The sequence below is a fragment of the Parapedobacter sp. 2B3 genome, assembly GCF_041925275.1.
In the GTDB taxonomy this organism is placed as follows: Bacteria; Bacteroidota; Bacteroidia; order Sphingobacteriales; family Sphingobacteriaceae; genus Parapedobacter; species Parapedobacter pyrenivorans_A.
This window is the reverse complement of sequence record NZ_JBHEUZ010000032.1, coordinates 1-19,124: the sequence shown is the minus strand read 5'-3', so window position 1 is coordinate 19,124 and position 19,124 is coordinate 1. Positions and strand designations below refer to the sequence as shown.

At 52.5% G+C, this 19,124-nt stretch carries 19 protein-coding genes and 1 tRNA gene; 13 read left to right on the top strand and 7 right to left on the bottom strand.

Going from position 1 to position 19,124, the window contains the following annotated elements; genetic code table 11:
• Positions 1 to 32 precede the first annotated feature (32 nt).
• From ACEVG1_RS20255 to ACEVG1_RS20235, 5 genes are all read left to right on the top strand, one after another.
• Positions 33 to 1,037 carry an NAD(P)/FAD-dependent oxidoreductase gene (locus ACEVG1_RS20255; protein WP_374745550.1) on the top strand — a complete coding sequence of 335 codons (1,005 nt, stop codon included), beginning with the start codon at positions 33 to 35 and terminating at the stop codon, positions 1,035 to 1,037.
• 11 nt (positions 1,038 to 1,048) lie between these two features.
• Positions 1,049 to 1,375, top strand: coding sequence for a 2Fe-2S iron-sulfur cluster-binding protein (locus ACEVG1_RS20250; protein ID WP_374745549.1), 327 nt, complete (start codon positions 1,049 to 1,051; stop codon positions 1,373 to 1,375).
• 55 nt (positions 1,376 to 1,430) lie between these two features.
• A complete protein-coding gene (locus ACEVG1_RS20245; protein WP_374745548.1) occupies positions 1,431 to 2,738 on the top strand; it encodes an NAD(P)/FAD-dependent oxidoreductase in 1,308 nt (435 codons plus the stop codon).
• A gap of 30 nt (positions 2,739 to 2,768) precedes the next feature.
• Positions 2,769 to 4,457, top strand: coding sequence for a helix-hairpin-helix domain-containing protein (locus ACEVG1_RS20240; RefSeq protein ID WP_374745547.1), 1,689 nt, complete (start codon positions 2,769 to 2,771; stop codon positions 4,455 to 4,457).
• A gap of 172 nt (positions 4,458 to 4,629) precedes the next feature.
• Positions 4,630 to 4,935: a hypothetical protein gene (locus ACEVG1_RS20235; protein WP_374745546.1), complete on the top strand. Its 306-nt coding sequence runs from the start codon at positions 4,630 to 4,632 to the stop codon at positions 4,933 to 4,935.
• Between the two features lie 15 nt (positions 4,936 to 4,950).
• Here the strand turns inward: ACEVG1_RS20235 and ACEVG1_RS20230 are convergent, their stop codons facing one another.
• The 4 genes from ACEVG1_RS20230 to prpB form a co-directional block, all read right to left on the bottom strand.
• On the bottom strand, positions 4,951 to 5,649 hold the full coding sequence (locus ACEVG1_RS20230) for an RluA family pseudouridine synthase (RefSeq protein ID WP_374745545.1): 699 nt from the start codon (positions 5,647 to 5,649) through the stop codon (positions 4,951 to 4,953).
• 38 nt (positions 5,650 to 5,687) lie between these two features.
• Positions 5,688 to 7,142, bottom strand: a complete 1,455-nt coding sequence (locus tag ACEVG1_RS20225) for a bifunctional 2-methylcitrate dehydratase/aconitate hydratase (RefSeq protein ID WP_374745544.1) — start codon at positions 7,140 to 7,142, stop codon at positions 5,688 to 5,690.
• A 50-nt stretch (positions 7,143 to 7,192) separates the two neighbouring features.
• Entirely contained in the window at positions 7,193 to 8,350 is a 1,158-nt protein-coding gene (gene prpC / locus ACEVG1_RS20220; protein ID WP_374745543.1) for a 2-methylcitrate synthase, read from the bottom strand.
• A 98-nt stretch (positions 8,351 to 8,448) separates the two neighbouring features.
• Positions 8,449 to 9,333 (bottom strand): methylisocitrate lyase, encoded by an 885-nt coding sequence (prpB, locus tag ACEVG1_RS20215; RefSeq protein ID WP_374745542.1) that lies wholly within the window; start codon positions 9,331 to 9,333, stop codon positions 8,449 to 8,451.
• Positions 9,334 to 9,457: 124 nt separating this feature from the next.
• Between prpB and ACEVG1_RS20210 the strand changes: the two genes are divergently transcribed.
• From ACEVG1_RS20210 to ACEVG1_RS20195, 4 genes are read left to right on the top strand one after another with little or no spacing between them, the layout of a single operon-like run.
• Positions 9,458 to 10,195: an electron transfer flavoprotein beta subunit/FixA family protein gene (locus tag ACEVG1_RS20210; protein WP_374745541.1), complete on the top strand. Its 738-nt coding sequence runs from the start codon at positions 9,458 to 9,460 to the stop codon at positions 10,193 to 10,195.
• 45 nt (positions 10,196 to 10,240) lie between these two features.
• Entirely contained in the window at positions 10,241 to 11,215 is a 975-nt protein-coding gene (locus tag ACEVG1_RS20205; protein WP_374745540.1) for an electron transfer flavoprotein subunit alpha/FixB family protein, read from the top strand.
• Positions 11,216 to 11,270: 55 nt separating this feature from the next.
• A complete protein-coding gene (locus tag ACEVG1_RS20200; protein ID WP_374745539.1) occupies positions 11,271 to 11,882 on the top strand; it encodes a bifunctional nuclease domain-containing protein in 612 nt (203 codons plus the stop codon).
• Between the two features lie 13 nt (positions 11,883 to 11,895).
• Positions 11,896 to 13,143: a nucleoside permease gene (locus tag ACEVG1_RS20195; RefSeq protein ID WP_374745538.1), complete on the top strand. Its 1,248-nt coding sequence runs from the start codon at positions 11,896 to 11,898 to the stop codon at positions 13,141 to 13,143.
• Here ACEVG1_RS20195 and ACEVG1_RS20190 read toward each other — a convergent pair.
• Positions 13,127 to 13,606, bottom strand: coding sequence for an RES family NAD+ phosphorylase (locus ACEVG1_RS20190; protein WP_374745537.1), 480 nt, complete (start codon positions 13,604 to 13,606; stop codon positions 13,127 to 13,129). The two genes, ACEVG1_RS20195 and ACEVG1_RS20190, sit on opposite strands and share 17 nt — an antisense overlap.
• The gene (locus ACEVG1_RS20185) at positions 13,606 to 14,067 is read right to left on the bottom strand and encodes an antitoxin Xre/MbcA/ParS toxin-binding domain-containing protein (RefSeq protein WP_374745536.1); all 462 of its coding nucleotides are present in this window, start codon (positions 14,065 to 14,067) and stop codon (positions 13,606 to 13,608) included. The genes ACEVG1_RS20190 and ACEVG1_RS20185 overlap by 1 nt, the downstream gene beginning before the upstream one ends.
• Positions 14,068 to 14,339: 272 nt before the next feature.
• On the opposite strand from ACEVG1_RS20185, the gene ACEVG1_RS20180 reads away from it, so the two are divergent.
• The 3 genes from ACEVG1_RS20180 to ACEVG1_RS20170 all read left to right on the top strand — a co-directional run bounded on the left by ACEVG1_RS20180 (position 14,340) and on the right by ACEVG1_RS20170 (position 17,238).
• The gene (locus ACEVG1_RS20180; protein ID WP_374745535.1) at positions 14,340 to 15,002 is read left to right on the top strand and encodes a hypothetical protein; all 663 of its coding nucleotides are present in this window, start codon (positions 14,340 to 14,342) and stop codon (positions 15,000 to 15,002) included.
• A gap of 67 nt (positions 15,003 to 15,069) precedes the next feature.
• Positions 15,070 to 15,798, top strand: coding sequence for a hypothetical protein (locus tag ACEVG1_RS20175; RefSeq protein ID WP_374745534.1), 729 nt, complete (start codon positions 15,070 to 15,072; stop codon positions 15,796 to 15,798).
• Between the two features lie 195 nt (positions 15,799 to 15,993).
• Entirely contained in the window at positions 15,994 to 17,238 is a 1,245-nt protein-coding gene (locus ACEVG1_RS20170; protein WP_374745533.1) for a DEAD/DEAH box helicase, read from the top strand.
• Between the two features lie 43 nt (positions 17,239 to 17,281).
• Here ACEVG1_RS20170 and ACEVG1_RS20165 read toward each other — a convergent pair whose 3' ends face one another.
• Positions 17,282 to 18,760, bottom strand: coding sequence for an acyl-CoA dehydrogenase family protein (locus ACEVG1_RS20165; protein WP_374745532.1), 1,479 nt, complete (start codon positions 18,758 to 18,760; stop codon positions 17,282 to 17,284).
• 176 nt (positions 18,761 to 18,936) lie between these two features.
• Here ACEVG1_RS20165 and ACEVG1_RS20160 point away from each other — a divergent pair.
• Positions 18,937 to 19,011, top strand: a tRNA-Val gene (locus tag ACEVG1_RS20160).
• Positions 19,012 to 19,124 lie beyond the last annotated feature (113 nt).

Here is a 19,124-nt window from a genome sequence, read left to right as displayed (position 1 = left end):
AGAGCAAAAGCAAAAAAGCAAAAAAAAATAACATGATAAAAACAGACATATGTATCATCGGGGCCGGACCGGTTGGCCTGTTTGCGGTCTTCGAGGCCGGTTTGCTCAAAATGCGCTGCCACCTTATCGATGCCCTCCCACAGGTGGGCGGACAGCTTTCCGAGATTTATCCGCATAAGCCCATTTACGACATCCCCGGCTTTCCGGCCATCAACGCGCAGGATTTGGTAAACAACCTGATGGAGCAGATTGCCCCATTCAATCCGTCGTTTACGTTGGGCGAACGGGTGGAGATATTGGCCAGGCAGGCAGACGGCTCGTACCATATCATCAGCAATGAAGGCACGGTCATACATGCCCAGGTTGTGGTCATCGCCGGCGGCCTAGGTTCATTCGAGCCACGCAAGCCCGATATTCCCGGCCTCGCCGATTTCGAAGGCCGCGGAGTATCCTATATGGTAAAGAACCCAGAGACGTACCGCGGCAAGCGGGTGGTCGTGGCCGGGGGCGGTGATTCGGCGCTGGATTGGACCATCTTTCTCAGTGAGGTGGCAGCGGCCGTTACGCTGGTGCACCGCAGCGACAGTTTCCGGGGTACCCCCGACTCGGCCGAAAAAGTGTTTTCCCTGGCCGAGCGCGGCAAAATCAACTTGCTATTGCAGAGCAACCTCAGTGTTGTCCGTGGCAACGGTACCCTGAGCCACGTAGGTGTGCTAGGCAGCGACAAAACGGAAACCTTGCTGGAAACAGATGCGCTCATCCCCTTGTTTGGATTGAGCCCAAAGTTAGGGCCCATAGCCGACTGGGGACTGACCATCGACAAGTCTGCCATTGCCGTGGATACGTCCGATTATTCCACCGGTGTGGAACGCATTTATGCCATCGGCGACATCAACACGTATCCTGGAAAGCTCAAGCTCATCCTCTGCGGTTTCCACGAGGCGGCCTTGATGGCGCAGAGCGCGTTCCGGTATGTATATCCCGACGAAAAACTCAGTTTCAAGTATACCACTGTTAATGGTGTAAATGCATTTTAACAAGTAATTTCATGACAGAAACCATTCATATCACAGTAGAAAACGAATTGGGCGAAGTCCGGCTACTGGAAATTCCCGACGGTATAGACCTCAGTCTGATGGAGGTGCTGAAGGCGTCCGATTACGACATTCTAGCCACCTGCGGTGGGATGGCGCTCTGCGCGACCTGCCACATCCAAGTAGTGGAAGGCATGGATGTGCTCGCCCCGCGTTCAGACGCCGAGCTGGACATGCTAGACACCCTTCCCGATGCCGACGACCGAAGCAGGCTCGCCTGCCAAATCCGGTTGAAGCCTGCATTGGATGGCTTGAAAATACGTATTTTTGCAAACAATTGAGGCTGCCATCCGTTCCCAAATAGGGGAATTATATGAGGGTCAAATAGCGACAAAAATGACTACACAACACAACGAAAATAAATTTCCCAGAGTCGTCATTATCGGTGGCGGTTTTGGAGGGATAGAAGTTGCCAAAGGACTGAAAAACAAGGAAGTAGAAGTGGTATTACTCGATCGTAACAACCACCACACGTTCCAGCCCCTTCTTTACCAAGTGGCAACGGGTACGCTCGATGCCCCTTCCATCGCCTTTCCGCTTCGGAAGATGTTCCGCAAGCAGGAAAACCTGACCTTCCGTATGGCCGATGTACGCCGTATTGATGCCGAAAACAAGCAACTCGACACCGACATCGGTCCAATAGCATATGATTACCTCGTGATCGCTACAGGAGCAACCACCAATTTCTTCGGCAATAAAGACATCGAGTACTATGCCATGCCGATGAAAAATGTGAAAGAAGCCGTGAGTATCCGTAGTTTCATTTTACAGAACATCGAAGCATCGCTACAGGGAAATACCCCCCAAGACCGCGTTCCTTACCTCAATTTCGTTGTTGTAGGCGGGGGGCCCACGGGCGTGGAGCTTTCCGGCTCCATTGCGGAAATCCGCAACCACATCCTCGCCAAAGATTATCCCGAACTCAAAAAGGAAGACATGAACGTCTACCTGGTAGAAGGCCTACCGAAAATACTGGCTAATCTATCTCCACAAGCTTCGGAAAAAGCAGAACTGTACCTGCGAGAGTTGGGCGTGAAAATTTTGCTGGACACGCAAGTAACAGGCTACAATGGGGATGAAATCACCTTTGCCGACGGCAACAGCATCCAAACCAAAACGGTACTATGGTCGGCCGGTGTGGCGGGGCAATTCCCCGAGGGCATCGACCAAGAAACGATCGTGCGGGGAAATCGCATACGTATCGATGAGCAGTGCCGTGTAGTGGGCACCCATGATATTTTTGCCATTGGCGATGTGGCGGCAATGATTACCGATGAACTGCCCCGTGGCCATCCCGGTGTAGCCCCCGTGGCCCAACAGCAGGGCCGCTTGCTGGCGAAAAACATCGTCCGGCTGATCAATAACCAACCTACCGAGCGGTTTGTCTATTTCGATAAGGGCTCCATGGCTACGGTAGGCCGGAACAAAGCCGTGGTCGACATCGGCAAAATCCGGTTCCAGGGCTTCTTTGCTTGGTGGGTATGGATGTTCGTGCACCTCATGTCGCTGGTCGGCTTCCGGAACCGGGTGGTTACCTTCATCAACTGGGTAATCAGTTACCTCACGTTCAACGCAGGCATACGGCTGATCATCCATCGTTACCGACGACCTGAGCGCATCGAAGAAGTGCAGGATTCACTTTGACACCTGCCGGGAAATCCCTATTTTTCGGCAATGGATAACAAGACGATTGCGAAAACCTTCAAACAATATGCTCAATTGATGGAGCTGCATGGTGGGAACCCATTCCGCACCAAAGCCATGGCCAACGCAGCGTTCAAACTGGGTAAACTACCGTTTGGCGTTACGCCGCAGACGGTCGACAAACTGCACGAGGTGCCCGGATTGGGACCGAGCACGGCCGAAAAAGTACGGCTGCTGCTGGAAACCGGATCCTTCCCCGAATGGGAAACCCTACTTGCCGATACACCCGACGGCATTGTGGAAATGCTGGGCATCAAAGGCCTTGGCCCTGGGAAAATAAAAATCATCTGGCGGGATTTGGGCATCGAATCCGTTGGTGAGCTCGACTACGCTTGCAATGAGAACCGCCTAGTGGAAGCAAAGGGGTTCGGATTGAAAACCCAACAGGAGATTAAGCAGGCCATTGCCTTTTCTATCGCCAACAAGGGGTGGTTCCTCTACTCGGCTGCCGAGAAAATAGCCGAGGCAACAATGGTGTCGTTACGGGAATTATTTCCGCCCAACCTTGAAATCGCCTTCACCGGTGATTTCCGTCGGAAATGCGAAGTCCTGCAGTCGGTGGATATCATCGTAGCCGCCTCTTTTGACGAACTGGCAACAGCGGTCGCAGAAATCGACACGCTCGCCATCGAACCGGAACATACCCCCTCCCTCCTGCGGGCAAAACATGCATCGGGGCTTATCTTTCGGTTCATTCCCGTCGACTCCCCCGCTTTCTACCGCCAGCTTTTGATTAGCACCGGATCGGAAGAACACCTAAGGCAACTCGACAAGCTGCTGGCGGAAACGCAACTGCCCGAACTCGATTCGGAAGAAGCTATCTACGCAGCCCTTGGCCTACCGTTTTTCCAACCCGAATTGCGCGAAGGAACCAACGAGCTAACTTTAGCTAAAGACAACACGCTGCCTGCACTCATCAGCTATGCCGATTTGCGTGGCACGCTGCACAACCACAGCACGTACAGCGACGGTGTGAATACACTCGAAGAGATGGCGCGCTACTGCCGCGACGAACTACGGTTGGAATACCTCGGTATCTGCGACCACTCCAGAGCGGCTGTGTATGCCAAGGGATTGGACATCGCACGCGTAAAGGAGCAGTGGGCTGAAATCGACGTCCTAAATACCACGTTGGCCCCCTTCCGTATTTTCAAAGGCATAGAATCTGATATTTTGGGCGATGGTTCGTTAGATTACCCTGACGAAATCCTTGCGGGATTCGATTTCGTTGTCGCTTCCGTGCATTCCAACCTGAAGATGGATAAGGAACGGGCTACAAATCGGCTAATCAAAGCCATCGAAAACCCCTACACGACCATCCTCGGCCACCCAACAGGTCGCTTACTGCTCAGCAGGGAGGGGTATCCACTAGATTACCAACGAATTATCGATGCTTGCGCCGCATATGGGGTGGTCATCGAAATCAATGCCAATCCACTCCGATTGGATCTCGACTGGCGCTGGCACCGCTATGCCATCGAAAAGGGCGTTTTGCTATCCATCAACCCCGACGCCCACCGCAACAGCGGTTTCCACGATATGCAATACGGGGTGCATATGGCTAGGAAAGGCGGCGTAGCCCCACATAACTGCCTGAATGCCTTTTCCGTGGATGCGATAGCCGAATACTTTAAGCAAAGGAAACAGCGGACGGGGTGACGGGGCAATAGTCGATTGGCGGCTTTCATCGCCCCGCTTTCAAACATTTTTTGCATTCCCCTGTTTTTCATGGTAAATAAATTGCCATTAACGGCAATGAGTTTGCATGGATTATCCCTGTGATCTCGTGAATGGCAATTCATGCATATTTGATTAGTAAAAAGCAGGTATTATGGATAAGTTGAAGAAATTTGAATTGATGGAGAAGATTGTCCGCGAATTGGATGATCTGAAACGGAGCCAACAAGCGGTATTGGAGAAAATCGGCAAAGTGGAGGTCGATAATATCGAGCTGGGTGACAGCCGCCTCGAAAAAATACTCCCCGATATCTATCAGCGTACCGCGGAAAACATGGATGCAATCAGCGAACTACAGGAGGCTTTCTCGGGCAAAACAGACGAATTTGCCGATAAGAACAACGTGGAAGCACTCCGCCAGCAGCAGGAAATAGCCAACAACCAGAGCAAATCGATGTAATTTAACGGTTTGGTGCTATCCGTTGTTCTCGAAAACCTCGAAACGGTCCCAAAAACCATCCTTGGGCAGCCGGGCTACCAATTCCACGGGTTCGTTTTTAACAGGGTGCACAAAAGTTAGCTTTTTGGCGTGCAAACAGATGGTCCGTCGCAAACTTCCTCTTGGATAGCCGTATTTGTGGTCGCCCACGATGGGGCATCCCATGGAAGCCAATTGTGCGCGGATTTGGTGTGTTCTTCCGGTCAATGGGTATACCTCGATGAGGTAATAGCCTCCTAATTCCCCAAGCAATTGGTAGTCCAACTCGGCATACACCCGCCCCGGGGCCGCTTCGGTGTGAACTTTGGTGATATTCTGCGTACGATCGCGCGATAGCCATTGTGCCAGTTTCCCGCTAGGCTCTTCGGGTGGCTTGCGCACCACGGCCCAGTAGGTCTTGTTTATCTGCCTGTCTTTGAAAAGCCGCTGCATGCGTTCCAGGCCCTTGCTCGTCTTGGCAAACAGGATTAGTCCGCTTACGGGCCTGTCGAGCCGGTGTACAACCCCTACAAAAGCGCCGTTGGGTTTTTCGTATTTCTTGGTCAGGTACTTGTTTACCATATCTTCCAGTGGCTCGTCGCCACCTGGATCGGCCTGCACCAAATACCCCGCACGTTTGTTTACGGCAAGTAAATGATTGTCCTCGTAGATGATGTCGCTATCGGTAATAGGCATATTCCAGTATCTTCACATTACACGGTAAAGGTAAGGATTTAAGGGGTTACCATCAAGTCCACAAACTCGTGGACAGGCATGGCAGACAACATTTCCAAATCCAGCGACGCCCCCGCTATCGAGCGCTGCTGTTTAGCCGGGAAGATACGCGCGAGGTTGGTTTTGTACTTTTCAACCAATACGGGCATTCCTTCATCGCGCCGCCGTTTGTGCCCGATCGGGTATTCCACTACCACTTCATCCAATACAGTACCGTCGGACAATGTCACGGTGAGTGCGTTGGCAATCGATCGCTTGTCGGGGTTGTGGTAATCCTGGGTAAATCCGGTATCTTCCTCGGCATCCATCTTATCGCGCAGCGCATCGATGCGGGGATCGGCGGCGATGTTGTCTTCATAGTCTGCCGCCGTCAGTCTGCCATAAATCAACGGCACCGCGATCATGTATTGGATGCAGTGGTCGCGGTCGGCCGGATTGTGCAATGGACCCTTTTTATCGATGATCCGGATCGCAGCTTCATGCGTCCGGATGCGGATATACCGGATATCCGCGGCCGTCTTGCCCAATTCTTTCAGTTTACGGTGCAGGGCCATGGCCGCCTCCACCGCGGTTTGTGCGTGAAATTCGGCCGGAAATGATATTTTAAAAAGTACGTTCTCCATGACGTACGAACCGTATGGCCGCTGGAATCTAAACGCATTCCCGTTGAACAGTACATCATAAAACCCCCATGTTTTTGCGGTAAGTACCGAGGGATAGCCCATCTCCCCTGTCTTGGCTATCAGCGCCAACCGTACTGCGCGGGACGTAGCATCTCCCGCAGCCCACGACTTGCGGCTCCCGGTATTTGGAGCATGCCGATACGTGCGTAAGGAATGCCCATCCACAAAGGCCAAGGATACTGCATTGACAAGTTCGTCGCGATCCAACCCCAGCAGTTTTCCCACAACCGCTGTTGAGGCCAGCTTCACGAGGAGCACATGGTCTAGCCCTACCTTGTTGAACGAATTTTCGAGTGCCATTACCCCCTGTATTTCGTGGGCACGGATCATCGCATCAAGTACATCCCGCACGGTAAACGGAACCTTGCCATTGGCTACGGCCGTGCGCGACAACCAATCGGCAACCGCCAAGATACCTCCCAAGTTATCGGATGGGTGGCCCCACTCCGCAGCCAGCCACGTATCGTTGAAGTCGAGCCAGCGGATCATTGCGCCAATGTTGAATGCGGCATGGACAGGGTCCAGCTGATAAGGCGTACCCGGCACTTTGGCCCCGTGGGGCACGATGGTTCCCGGCACCACGGGGCCTAATAGTTTGGTACACGCCGGATAGGTCAGCGCCTCAAACCCGCAACCGAGGGTGTCCAACAGGCAGTAGTGGGCGGTTTGGAAAGCCAGGTCGCTGGTTATTTTGTAGTCCAATACATAGTTTACGATATCGGTGATGACTTTATCGGTCTCGGTGGGGCCGTTTGATTGGTGTAATGACATGAGTTAATTTTATGCTTATATATGCTTATTGTAGGCGTTTGATTTCTACATTATTTCCGATTGCCAAGTGGGGCAAATCGTTTAGGTTCCGGCCCGGTATAATTTGCGCTGGGGCGGATAATCTTGCCATCCTGCCGCTGCTCGATGACGTGGGCACTCCATCCGGTTACGCGGGCCACGACAAACAGCGGCGTAAAAAAGGACGTTGGTATACCCATCAAGTGATAGGATACCGCAGAAAACCAATCTAGATTCGGAAACATCTTCTTCTCTTCCCACAGCAGCGTTTCCAGTCGCTCGGCAATCGAAAACAAGCCCATATCGCCTGTTTCTTCCGAAAGCTGGCGCGCCACTTTTTTGATGACGACATTCCGCGGGTCGGAAATCGTATAAACCGGATGGCCGAACCCGATGATCACCTCTTTGCGTGCGAGCCGCTCCTTGATATCCTGTGCGGCTTCATTGGCGTTGGCGTACCGGCTTTGGATGTCGTAAGCCACCTCGTTGGCACCGCCGTGCTTCGGGCCGCGAAGTGCACCGATACTTCCCGTAATGCAGGAGTAGATATCCGAACCCGTACCGGCAATAACGCGTCCGGTAAATGTGGACGCATTGAATTCATGCTCGGCATACAGGTTGAGCGAAATCGCCATCGCCTCCGTCCAAGAGGCGGATGGGGCCTTGCCATGCAGTAAGTGCAAAAAATGTGCGCCGATCGATTCATCGTCGGTTTCCACCTCAATGCGTTTGCCATGATGGGCGTAGTGGTACCAATATAACAACGCAGAAGCATACGATGCCAGCAGCTTATCGGCAATGTCGCGTGCACCTACGGCGTTATGGTCGTCGCGCTCGGGATAAATGGTGCCCAGCACGGAGGTGTAGGTGCGGAGCACATCCATGGGGTGTGCCGCCGCCCGGATTTGCTCCAGCACGTTCTTTGCGATTTGCGGCAATCCACGCAGCCCTTGCAGCTTTCGGCGGTATGCCTGCAACTGCGTAGCGGTGGGCAGCCGCTCATGGATAAGCAGGTGGGCCACCTCCTCGAAAGAAGCCCCCTCGGCCAGATCAAGGATATCATACCCCCGATAGTGCAGGTCATTCCCACTGCGCCCCACCGTGCATAAGGCCGTGTTCCCCGCCGCTATACCCGACAAGGCCACCGATTTCTTGGGTTTAAAGCCCATTTGTTGGTTGCTATCACTCATCACGTTATCTATTTATATTTTATAATCAGGTCTCTCTCCTCAAATTCAGACTCACGACTTACGACTAAAAAGACATAATACGACTTACGACTAAAAAACTACCGCCCATACAACTCATCCAGCTTCCGTTCGTAGGCATGGTACCCGATACTTTCGTACAATTCGGCACGTGTCTGCATGGTGTCCAGCACATCGTTCTGCGTTCCATCCTTACGGATGTGTGTGTAGACATTCAACGCCGCCTTGTTGGCCGCGCGGAACGCGGACAACGGGTATAGTACCAACTCAACGCCTGCTGCTTCCAGTTCGGCAACATGCCACAGCGGCGTCATACCGAACTCCGTGATATTGGCCAGTACAGGAAGCCCGGTTGCCTCTTTAAAAGCCCGGTACTGGGACAGCTCCGTCACTGCTTCGGCAAAAATAAAATCGGCGCCTGCCTCCGCATACGCCACAGCCCGCTCCAACGTCGCCGCCAATCCTTCGTTCGCCAACGCATCCGTACGGGCACCGATAGCGAAGTGCTCATCGGTGCGCGCATCCACAGCTGCCTTCAACCGATCGGCCATCTCGACCGCGCTCACCAGCTCTTTGTTGGGGCGGTGGCCGCAGCGCTTCGCTCCTACTTGGTCTTCCATGTGGATGGCTGCCGCACCGGCGGCAACCAAGCTTTTCACGGTACGCGCAACGTTGAATGCCGAGGGACCGAATCCGGTGTCCACATCCACCAGCAGCGGCGTGTCGCACACATGGGTAATGCGCTCCACATCAACCAGTACATCAGCCAATTGCGTAATGCCTAAATCGGGCACCCCCAACGACCCGGCAGCCACGCCGCCACCCGAAAGGTAGATGGCCTTAAAGCCCGACTGGGAAGCAAGCAGTGCATGGTTAGCATTGCTGGCCCCCACGATCTGCAAGGGGTGCTCGGCCCGCATGGCTAAACGCCAGCGCATACCGGCGGAAGAGGTGTTTTCATTCATCGTGGCCTATTTTGCTATTGCGGTAAATATACGGGATACGATCGACGTGGGCAAGCCAGCCCAATAAAATGCTATGCTTGCATAATAAAAAAAGTTTACCGATTTTTGTGGAAAACCAGTTGTTATGAATATATTAGTTTGCATCAGTAACGTCCCGGATACCACATCGAAAATAACGTTCACGGCCGATGGTACATCGCTCAACACCGCTGGCATCCAATACATCATCAACCCATACGACGAGATTGCGCTCGCAAGGGCAATCGATCTGACCGACGGCGGTACGGGCACGGTAACCGTGATCAACGTCGGCGAGGCCACCACCGAGGCGACGATCCGCAAGGCCCTGGCCATCGGTGCACACGGGGCTGTGCGCGTAGATGCCGCCCCGCGCGATGCGTGGTTCGTAGCCCGCCAGATTGCAGCATACGCCAAAAACCATTCGTTCGACCTCATCTTGACCGGCCGCGAGTCCATCGATTACAACGGCACCCAAGTGGCTGCCTATGTGGGCGAATTGTTGAGCATTCCGTCGGTTTCCACCGCCAAGCGTTTATCCATCGAGGGCGACAGGGCCACGGTAGAAAGGGAGATCGAGGGCGGTAAGGAAGTTCTTTCCGTACCGCTGCCGTTGGTTGTCGGTGCCGCTGAAGGCGTGGCCGAACCCCGCATCCCGAATATGCGCGGCATCATGAGCGCCCGTACCAAACCGCTGGAGGTTATTCCGCCGGTAGCGGTGCCTGAGCTCTCCCGCATCACCAGCTACGAGTCGCCCGAGCCGCGCAGCAGCGTGACCTTGGTCGATGCCGGTGAGGTGGGAAAGCTCGTGGATTTACTGCACAACAAAGCACGGGTAATCTAACACAGTTAGGCAACGAAACATTCAATCACGCAAAAACAGCATAGCATGTCAGTTTTAGTATATACCGAACATACGGAAGGAAAATTCAAAAAATCAGCATTCGAGGTGGTTTCTTACGCAAAGGCTATTGCCGATTTGATGGGCACTTCGGTGACCGCTATATCGATTGGCAACGTGGATTCCGCCGATTTGGTTGCCTTGGGCAACTACGGTGCTTCCAAGGTACTTCATGTATCATCCGATCGGCTCGCCCAATTCATCAACCAAGCGTATGCATCGGTCATCGCTGCCGCGGCTGCGCACGTCGCCGCCGATGTGGTGGTTATCTCCAATACGTTCAGCGGCAAGGGGCTGGCCCCGCGTGTAGCCGCCAAGCTGGAAGCTGCCTTGGCCGACGGTGCCGTGGAGCTGCCCGAGATAGACGGCGGCACGCTGAAGATAAAGAAAACAGCGTTTTCCGGCAAAGCCTTTGCCCTAACCGAACTTACCGCCCCCCGAAAAGTGATTGCACTCAACCCCAATGCATTTGAGGTACGCGAAACAGGCGGCACAGCGCAGGTGGAAGCCTTCAGCCCCGATATTCCCGCGGGCGACCTGCAGGCAGTTATCCAGAACGTCGTACGCGCCACGGACAAGGTGACCCTGCCCGACGCTGAAATCGTGGTATCCGCAGGCCGTGGCCTCAAAGGGCCCGAAAACTGGGCAATGATCGAAGAATTGGCCGAAGTGCTCGGGGCAGCCACCGCCTGTTCCAAGCCGGTTTCGGATGCCGGCTGGCGGCCCCACTCGGAGCACGTGGGCCAAACCGGCATAGCGGTTAGCCCCAACTTGTACATCGCCATCGGCATCTCGGGTGCCATCCAGCATTTGGCCGGTGTGAGTGCTTCAAAAACCATCGTGGTCATCAACAAAGACCCGGACGCACCCTTTTTCAAAGTAGCCGATTATGGCATCGTCGGCGACGCTTTTGAAGTGGTGCCCAAACTCACGGCAGCCATCAAAGCGTATAAAGGCAACTAAGCGGTTGATTTTTCGATAACAATTCGCATCTTTGTAATCCTGCATCCAATCAGGTATGAAGAAGATTAAACTAGATATCGTCGGTCTGTCTTACAGCCAAACCCAATCGGGTGCGTACGCGCTCGTTCTTGGCGAAGTGACCGGACGCCGTCGGTTGCCGATCATCATCGGAGGTTTCGAGGCACAGGCCATCGCCATCGAAATCGAGAAGATGAAACCCAGCCGCCCGCTTACGCACGACCTGTTCAAGGCTTTCGCAGAGACCTACCACATCCGTATCGATGAGGTAATCATCTATAATTTGGTAGATGGCATCTTCTATGCGAAAATCCTCTTCAACGATGGTAATAAACAAACGGAGATCGATGCACGCACATCAGACGCTATTGCGTTGGCGGTGCGCTTCAAAGCACCGGTATATACCTATGAGTTTATCCTAGCATCGGCCGGCATCGTCATCGAAGGCAATGATTTCGTTTTTCTGGAAAACATCGAACCCGCCGCCGCCGACACCCCGGAGACCATGATCACGAAAGAGGTCAAATCGTCTTTCACGTCCATGAGCGACGAACAACTGCAGGACACGCTGTCAAAGGCGCTGGCAGATGAGCTTTACGAGAAGGCAGCCCGGATACGGGATGAAATCTCACGGCGGAAATCATCCTAGCTAGCCGACACCCATGCCGATAAAGACACGCTTGATTGTGATGAACTTCCTCCAGTTTTTTGTGTGGGGTTCATGGCTTATTTCGCTAGGCAGCTACATGGGGGGGCAGCTTGGGTTTTCCGGCCTGCAAATCGGGTCGGTTTATTCCACCATGGGCATTGCATCCATTTTCATGCCCGGCCTGCTGGGTATCGTGGCCGACCGCTGGGTGAATGCCGAACGCGTCTATGCGGCGGCACACCTCATCGGTGCCTGTGCGCTGATTGCTGCCGCGAATGTGACCGACTTCGAAACGTTTTACAGCTTTATGCTGCTCAACTCGCTGTTCTACATGCCTAGCTTGGGGCTATCCAATTCGGTATGCTACAATGTGCTTTCGCGGCGCCAGTTTGACGTGGTAAAAGCATTTCCCCCTATCCGTGTATGGGGCACGGTGGGCTTCATCGTAGCCATGTGGACCGTCGATTTTTTCGGGTGGACCCAAAGCACCAACCAACTGTACGTATCGGCAGGTGCTGGCCTGTTCCTCGCTTGTTACGCCCTCACCGTTCCGCCATCGCCGCCGTTCCTAGACGAAACGCGCAGGAAAACCTTGGTGTCATCCCTAGGGTTGGATGCCTTTGTATTGCTAAAAAAGAGAAACACGGCACTGTTTTTCATTTTTTCGCTCTTGCTGGGTGCCGCATTGCAGATTACCAATGCATTTGGGGGGCCGTTCCTGAATGATTTCGAAACCACCTATCCCGATTCGTTCGGTGTACAGCATCCCAACCTGCTGCTTTCCATTTCGCAGCTGTCGGAGACTTTTTTTATTTTGCTGATCCCCTTTTTCCTCACCCGCTTCGGTATCCGTAAAGTAATCCTGTTCAGCATCATTGCCTGGATGTTCCGGTTCGGGCTTTTCGGGCTCGGAAATCCGGCCGACAAGCTCCACCTGCTGGTCCTGTCGATGATTATCTACGGCATGGCGTTCGACTTCTTCAATATCTCGGGCTCCTTGTATGTGGAGAAGGTTGCGGAACCGAAAATCCGCTCCAGTGCCCAGGGGTTGTTTATCATCATGACCAATGGGTTCGGCGCCATAATCGGTGGCTACGGAAGCGGTTGGGTGGTCGACCACTTTACCGGCGCCGACGGCCTCCGCGACTGGCCAAGCATCTGGTTTACCTTTGCTGGCTATGCCTTGTTATTGGCCATTCTTTTCTTAGCAGTGTTCCGCGATCGGCGGATGGACGCCAAGCGGGTCACTTCCCCATCTTAATGTGGATAAGGCGCCCGTCAACCGGCAATTGCTCCACAGAAATTACGCGCACCAGCTCGTGGTATCCCGGATATAACGGGTTCAATAGGCAATTAAATTCTTTGGGATTGACGGCCGATCGCACCCGGATGCCTAAGTAACCGGCCTCCCGCATCAAACGGTCGCCAAGCCGCTTATTTTCCAGCTGCCCCAGTTTCATCCATTGCTTGGGATAGGCCGAATCGGGTAGGGTATAAATTAATCCGGGCTTCTCCATTACATCGATTTCCATGATAAACAACTTCGGCGGAATGATAACCGCATCGAAATGCACGAGGTTTTCCAGGTAGGCCAATGAGCTGTTTTCGCTGGTGTAAAGCATATAGGTGCCCGGATTGTTCCAGCGCCCTCCAAATTTGTAGGCGCCCATGCCGGATAGGTCGGTGGTCCGTTGTTTGGTTTTGGCAATCCGATAGAGCCGCATTAGGAATAAACTCCTTCTTCAATGCGCCCCAGCACGGTATCGACCAGCCCGAGGCCCGTTGGCAGGTGAAATAACTCCAATGGTCGCACGCCGTTCATTGAGCGGTTGGGCGTGGTTAACCAGTCACGCACCTTGTCTTCATCCTCAAAAACAGCCACCGCATGCTCCACCACTTTCGCAATCTCAATGATATGTGAAGATGTATGCCTGCCCAGCTTATCGTCGGGCCGCTTGCGCTCAATCGTCTTCACGGATATATCGAGTACTTCTTCCGCAAAATATTTCTTTGCTACACCTAAAAACGAAATCAACGCATCAAGCGATTCGCGCTTCAACCCTTCGTTACTCAGTTCGATAAGATCAAACTCTGTCTTTATGGTGGTACCTAGGACATCCTTGCCGCCTAATAGCGTTGCGACATCCCAATATACCTTCGTCTCCTTTTTATTACTTGTTGCCATACACGACATTTTCTCCAAATGTAAGGATAATTTGTCGCTTTTCAAACACATGTCCTACCCCAAAAGTAGCTACCGTCTCCGCATCCGCTAGGAGTCTGCGGGCGTATGTGTGCAATGAGCGTGCAGTATCGGTCGTGCACGCATTTCGGGAGTCTTCACGGAGCAGGTATGGACACCATTGAAAAAAAACTAAAAATATTTGCACATTATATCTAAAGATACTATCTTTGTATCAACGAATTTTATTTTTCTAAACCCTTAAAAACTAAACCATGAAAATCAAGAAATTAAAAAGAAGGAAGTTCCGGCACCTAACCGATGAGGACCTTGAAAACCCATTACTGCCGTTGGTAGAATTGTGCTGCAGCGAAACATCACTAAATTATGTGGCAGAAGACACGCATCGGTTCATCAGGGCGACCGCCGGAAGCAATACCGGTTTCACCGGCAGCGATTACGCCGAGATGTATTTCTTCTACGAAAGGTTCTGCAAGCACATCGAGCTCCTCTATGTGTTGATGCATCGTTTCCCCGACTGGCAGCTTGCCAAAGACGGCCCGCTCTACCGGACTACGGTTATGGGCCTATCAAAAGAGGTGTATGACGGAGATATGTTCGGCGGCACCACCATGCAGTTCGATAAATTAACGCAAACGGAATTCTGGAACCTGCATCAATTCATGAAATCTTTCTTTGCTTTCAGAACGCTGGCAGCATGGCAATACACGTTAAACGACATGATGCGCTGCATATTCGGCGATGAACCTTTTTCGCAATACGACGAGGAATCCTTCCGGCTTTTCGAATACCTCGATAAACTCGGCGAAGCGATGTTCCTCGCTTATTTAATCCGCGGAAAGGACCACATGCTTGGCCATTGTGCCAACCGGTTTGGCATTAAGAAGAAGAAACTGGTGGATGCAGACAGCGTCTGAGTGCCCAAATAGAAACTACATGCGTACAACAATTCATTACGTTATAATTCCTAAACATTACATCATCATGAAAACCAAAAGAAAACTAAGCCACAAACACTTCCGCTATTTAACGAAGAAAGAATTTAAGGATCCGCTGTATGCGATAGCGGATTTTTGCGTCAATGCTATGAGCCTTCGCGATTGGAAAGATAGCATTGACCTGGTGATAAGAATTGCGTGTACAAGCCCGAAGGGGTTAAAACGACGAAGGATTTCCGATTTATATGGCTATTGGGGCAACCTAAATAAGCAAATTGATTTCCTTTATTTGTTGAAGCACCGCATTAAAGATTGGGAAATCAGTAAAGACACATCATTCTATTCGGCTACGTTTTATTATCATTCCACATTGCTTCATGACCTGGATTTACACGATGGTACATATATGTGGTTCGATCGATTGAAAGCCAAAGAAATCAAACAACTTGATTTATTTATAAATAAATTTTTCAGGTTCATGTCCTATCGACAATGGCAACACATGATGGACAGATTGTTGGAGACCTTTTTTAGCGACTCTCAACTCGGGCAATATGTAGCGTATGGCGGGAAAGAACACAAAATATTCAGGCTGCTCGAAAAATTGGGCGAAGCCATGTATTTAATCTACTTGTCGAAATCCAAGGAACATATTGCAAAACATCACCCTAATGATGAGCGCGTGGCGCATTACTATAAAGAGAGCAATATTGACGAGGATAATGTAGAACAAACGGAAACAGAACTTGACGAAATACCTGACAGCGATGCCTAGCATCGGGAAAACCGTCAAGTAAACCTACAATTGCTTTCCGGGTGGTGGGCGTAGGACACCACCCGGGGGCGATTGTTTTTGCAAAAGCACCTTTCCCGATAAATTATACGTACCTTTGCAGCCATCCGATCAAAATATCCGTATTAGGCCGGGTAGCGATGTTGTTATGTATTCAACATCTTTAATGTTAACATTTTGCTATTTACATCATTGAATCTCTCCAAGCCCATTATGCAGGCCTTGGAATCAGCGGGCTACCATACCCCCACCCCCATACAAGAACAAGCAATCCCCACCATCTTACAGCACCACGATGTATTGGCGTGCGCGCAAACCGGCACCGGTAAAACGGCGGCCTTTTCGTTGCCCATCATCGAGCAGTTGCTGGCAAAGAAAAGCGAGGGTGCCTACCGCGGCCCCAAAGCGTTGATCCTTGCCCCCACGCGCGAACTTGCCATACAGATCGGCGAAAACATCGCCGTGTACGTCAGCAAAACCCACCTGCGGCACACCGTCGTATTCGGTGGCGTATCGGTGGTCAACCAGATCAACGAGTTGCGCCGGCGGCCGGAAATACTGGTGGCTACCCCCGGCAGATTGCTCGACTTGATCAACCAACGTGCACTTTCATTACAGAGCGTGCAGTTCCTCGTGCTAGACGAGGCCGACCGCATGCTCGACATGGGTTTCATCAAAGACATCCAGCGCGTCATCGCGATGATCCCGGCTCAACGCCAGACCTTGCTGTTTTCCGCAACCATGCCCACGGAAATCGAAAAATTGGCAGGCGCGATACTCCGCAATCCGAAACACATTGCGGTGGCCCCCGTATCTTCCACCGTAGAAACCATTGCGCAAGCCGTTTATCCGGTGGCCAAGCCAGATAAGATCGACCTGCTCGCCCACCTTGTGCGCGAACAGGGCAGCGACAATGTACTCGTCTTTTCCCGCACGAAACACGGGGCAGACAAGATTGTCCGTAAACTTCGGAAAGTAGGCATCAGTGCGGAAGCCATCCACGGCAACAAATCGCAACAGGCCCGCCAAAAAGCGTTGAAGGCATTCAAAGCAGGCACCATTACCGTTTTGGTAGCTACCGACATCGCCGCGCGGGGCATCGACATCGACCGGCTGCAATTGGTCATCAATTACGACCTGCCCAACGAGCCGGAAACCTACGTTCACCGTATCGGCCGTACCGGCCGAGCCGGCGAGCAGGGCACCGCCCTCTCCTTCTGCGACATCGAAGAGCGCGAGTACCTGTGGGATATCTGCAAGCTCATTAAACAACAACTACCGATGGTGACCAACCATCCGTATGCACCGGCGAATATGGCGGAGTACGAAGAAAAGCCGAAGCAAGCGCAGGCAGCGGCCAATCCGAATAAAAAGCGGAACAACAAGCGCAGACGGCCCCAACGCTACCGTGCCGCTGTCTAAGCGGCAGCGCCCCGCGTACACGTACGATATGAAAGTGGCTGGCTTAGGTAAACGAAAGCCAGTCGCTTTCGGCTACATAATCGTCGATAACCTTTACGCGGTTATCCAAGTACAGGTTTGAGACGAGATGTGCTATGTCCCTACGTATATGTTCCATGCTCCCCGTTACCAGATCATCCCGGAAACCCTCGTTAGCAAGCGCCAACACGTAACTTGCTGCAATTACCCTACTGATGATCTTACCGAGGTCCACCAGTTTCCGCTGCATAAGCCCTTCACCGGGTTCAAAATCCAACGTGTCTTTAACGTGCGCCGAGGCATCCCGGGTAAGACCATAGGTAGCTAGGAAGGTTGCGAGATTCGGTTCCTTGTCTTTCCGCATTTTCTTCAATATCATCTCCGCAATCTGCGTGTAGAGCATCTCGTTGGAGCCTTCGAAAATCTGGAACGGGCGGCTATCCACAATGCCGCGTCCCGCAATGTGGCTGATCTTGTAGCCATTGGCACCCGATACCTGCAGGCATAGCTGTGCGGATTCCTGCATCAGATCGGTTACCAGTGCCTTCATCGCGTTGGCCTCTATACCCTCCGTGGCGAGGTTATGCGAGATCCCGCTAATCTGGCTACTGCGGTGGCACATAGCCGAGCAAATCGTATATGCTGCCTGGATACGCGATAGCTGGAACTGCACCGAATCCAGTGCCAGCAGGTTGCTACTGCCCACCATACGTTGGCTGCAGTGGCTGATGGCCTCATCGAGCATCCGCTTGATGAACCCCATCCCCATGCCCGGAAACTGCATCCGGCTGCGATGCAGGATATCGAGCATCATTTTTATGCCCGTGCTTTCGGCTATCAGCCGCTGTTGTGCCGGCACCTGTATGTCAATGGTATTCAGGCCGTATGGGATCATGTAGAGCCCTAAATTATTGTAAAGCCGCTCCACTTTGATCTGCTGCGCCGGGACAGCATTATCCGTGATGAAAAAATCGATATCCCGGGCCAATTCGCCGTTGGGAAGTTGGCCGCGTGCGGTTACCAGCCAGAAATCGGCCTGCCCGGTAAGGCCCTGCCAATGCTTGGTGCCGCTAATGCGGTAATCCTCACCCACCGTGCGGTAGGAGGTGCGCATATTAAGGGCATCGCTGCCATAATCCGGCTCGGTAATCATCAGTCCGCCCATGCACTGCTGCGTCAAAAACCGATCAAAGATAGGCGCTTTCACCTGCTCATTGGCGTACTTGGATACTGGCTCCAGAAACAGTGCGATGTTGATGCCAAAAGTGAGCGAAAGCGGCAGCGACTCATACGAAGCGGCGGACAGCAACGCCAGGCACTCCTTAACGATGCTTCCCCGTCCGCCATACTCACGGGGTATCGCTACCGATAGCGGCACTTCGTCCATGATACGGGTCCAAACCGCCGCGGGAAGCCCCCGCTGCAGGCTGAGCTGGTTGATATCGGCCTGTTCGTAAAACGCCTCACGGAGTGCCCGCTCGAAACGTTGTATAAAAATAGCCAACTGATTCTCGTCCGCTACTCGATGCTCGTTCGTTATATGAATGGATGATGATGTCAATGTATATCTGTGTGTTGAGTATTTCCACAAATCTACGAAAATTGTTGGGCTACGGGCTATACCGCCTGATAAAAATGATTTGCACCGTCCGCAAAAAAGCCTATTTTTGCAGCAGCATTGGGAAATTAGCTCAGTTGGTTCAGAGCACTACCTCGACAAGGTAGGGGTCACAGGTTCGAGCCCTGTATTTCCCACGGCAGCCCGGCCATCATCAAGCCGGGCTTTTTTTATGTGCGCCCGGCATGGGCGATAACTCTAGGGTGCAAGTCCCGAACACGCTTAGCAGTAGGAAGTGTTAGCCAAAGGC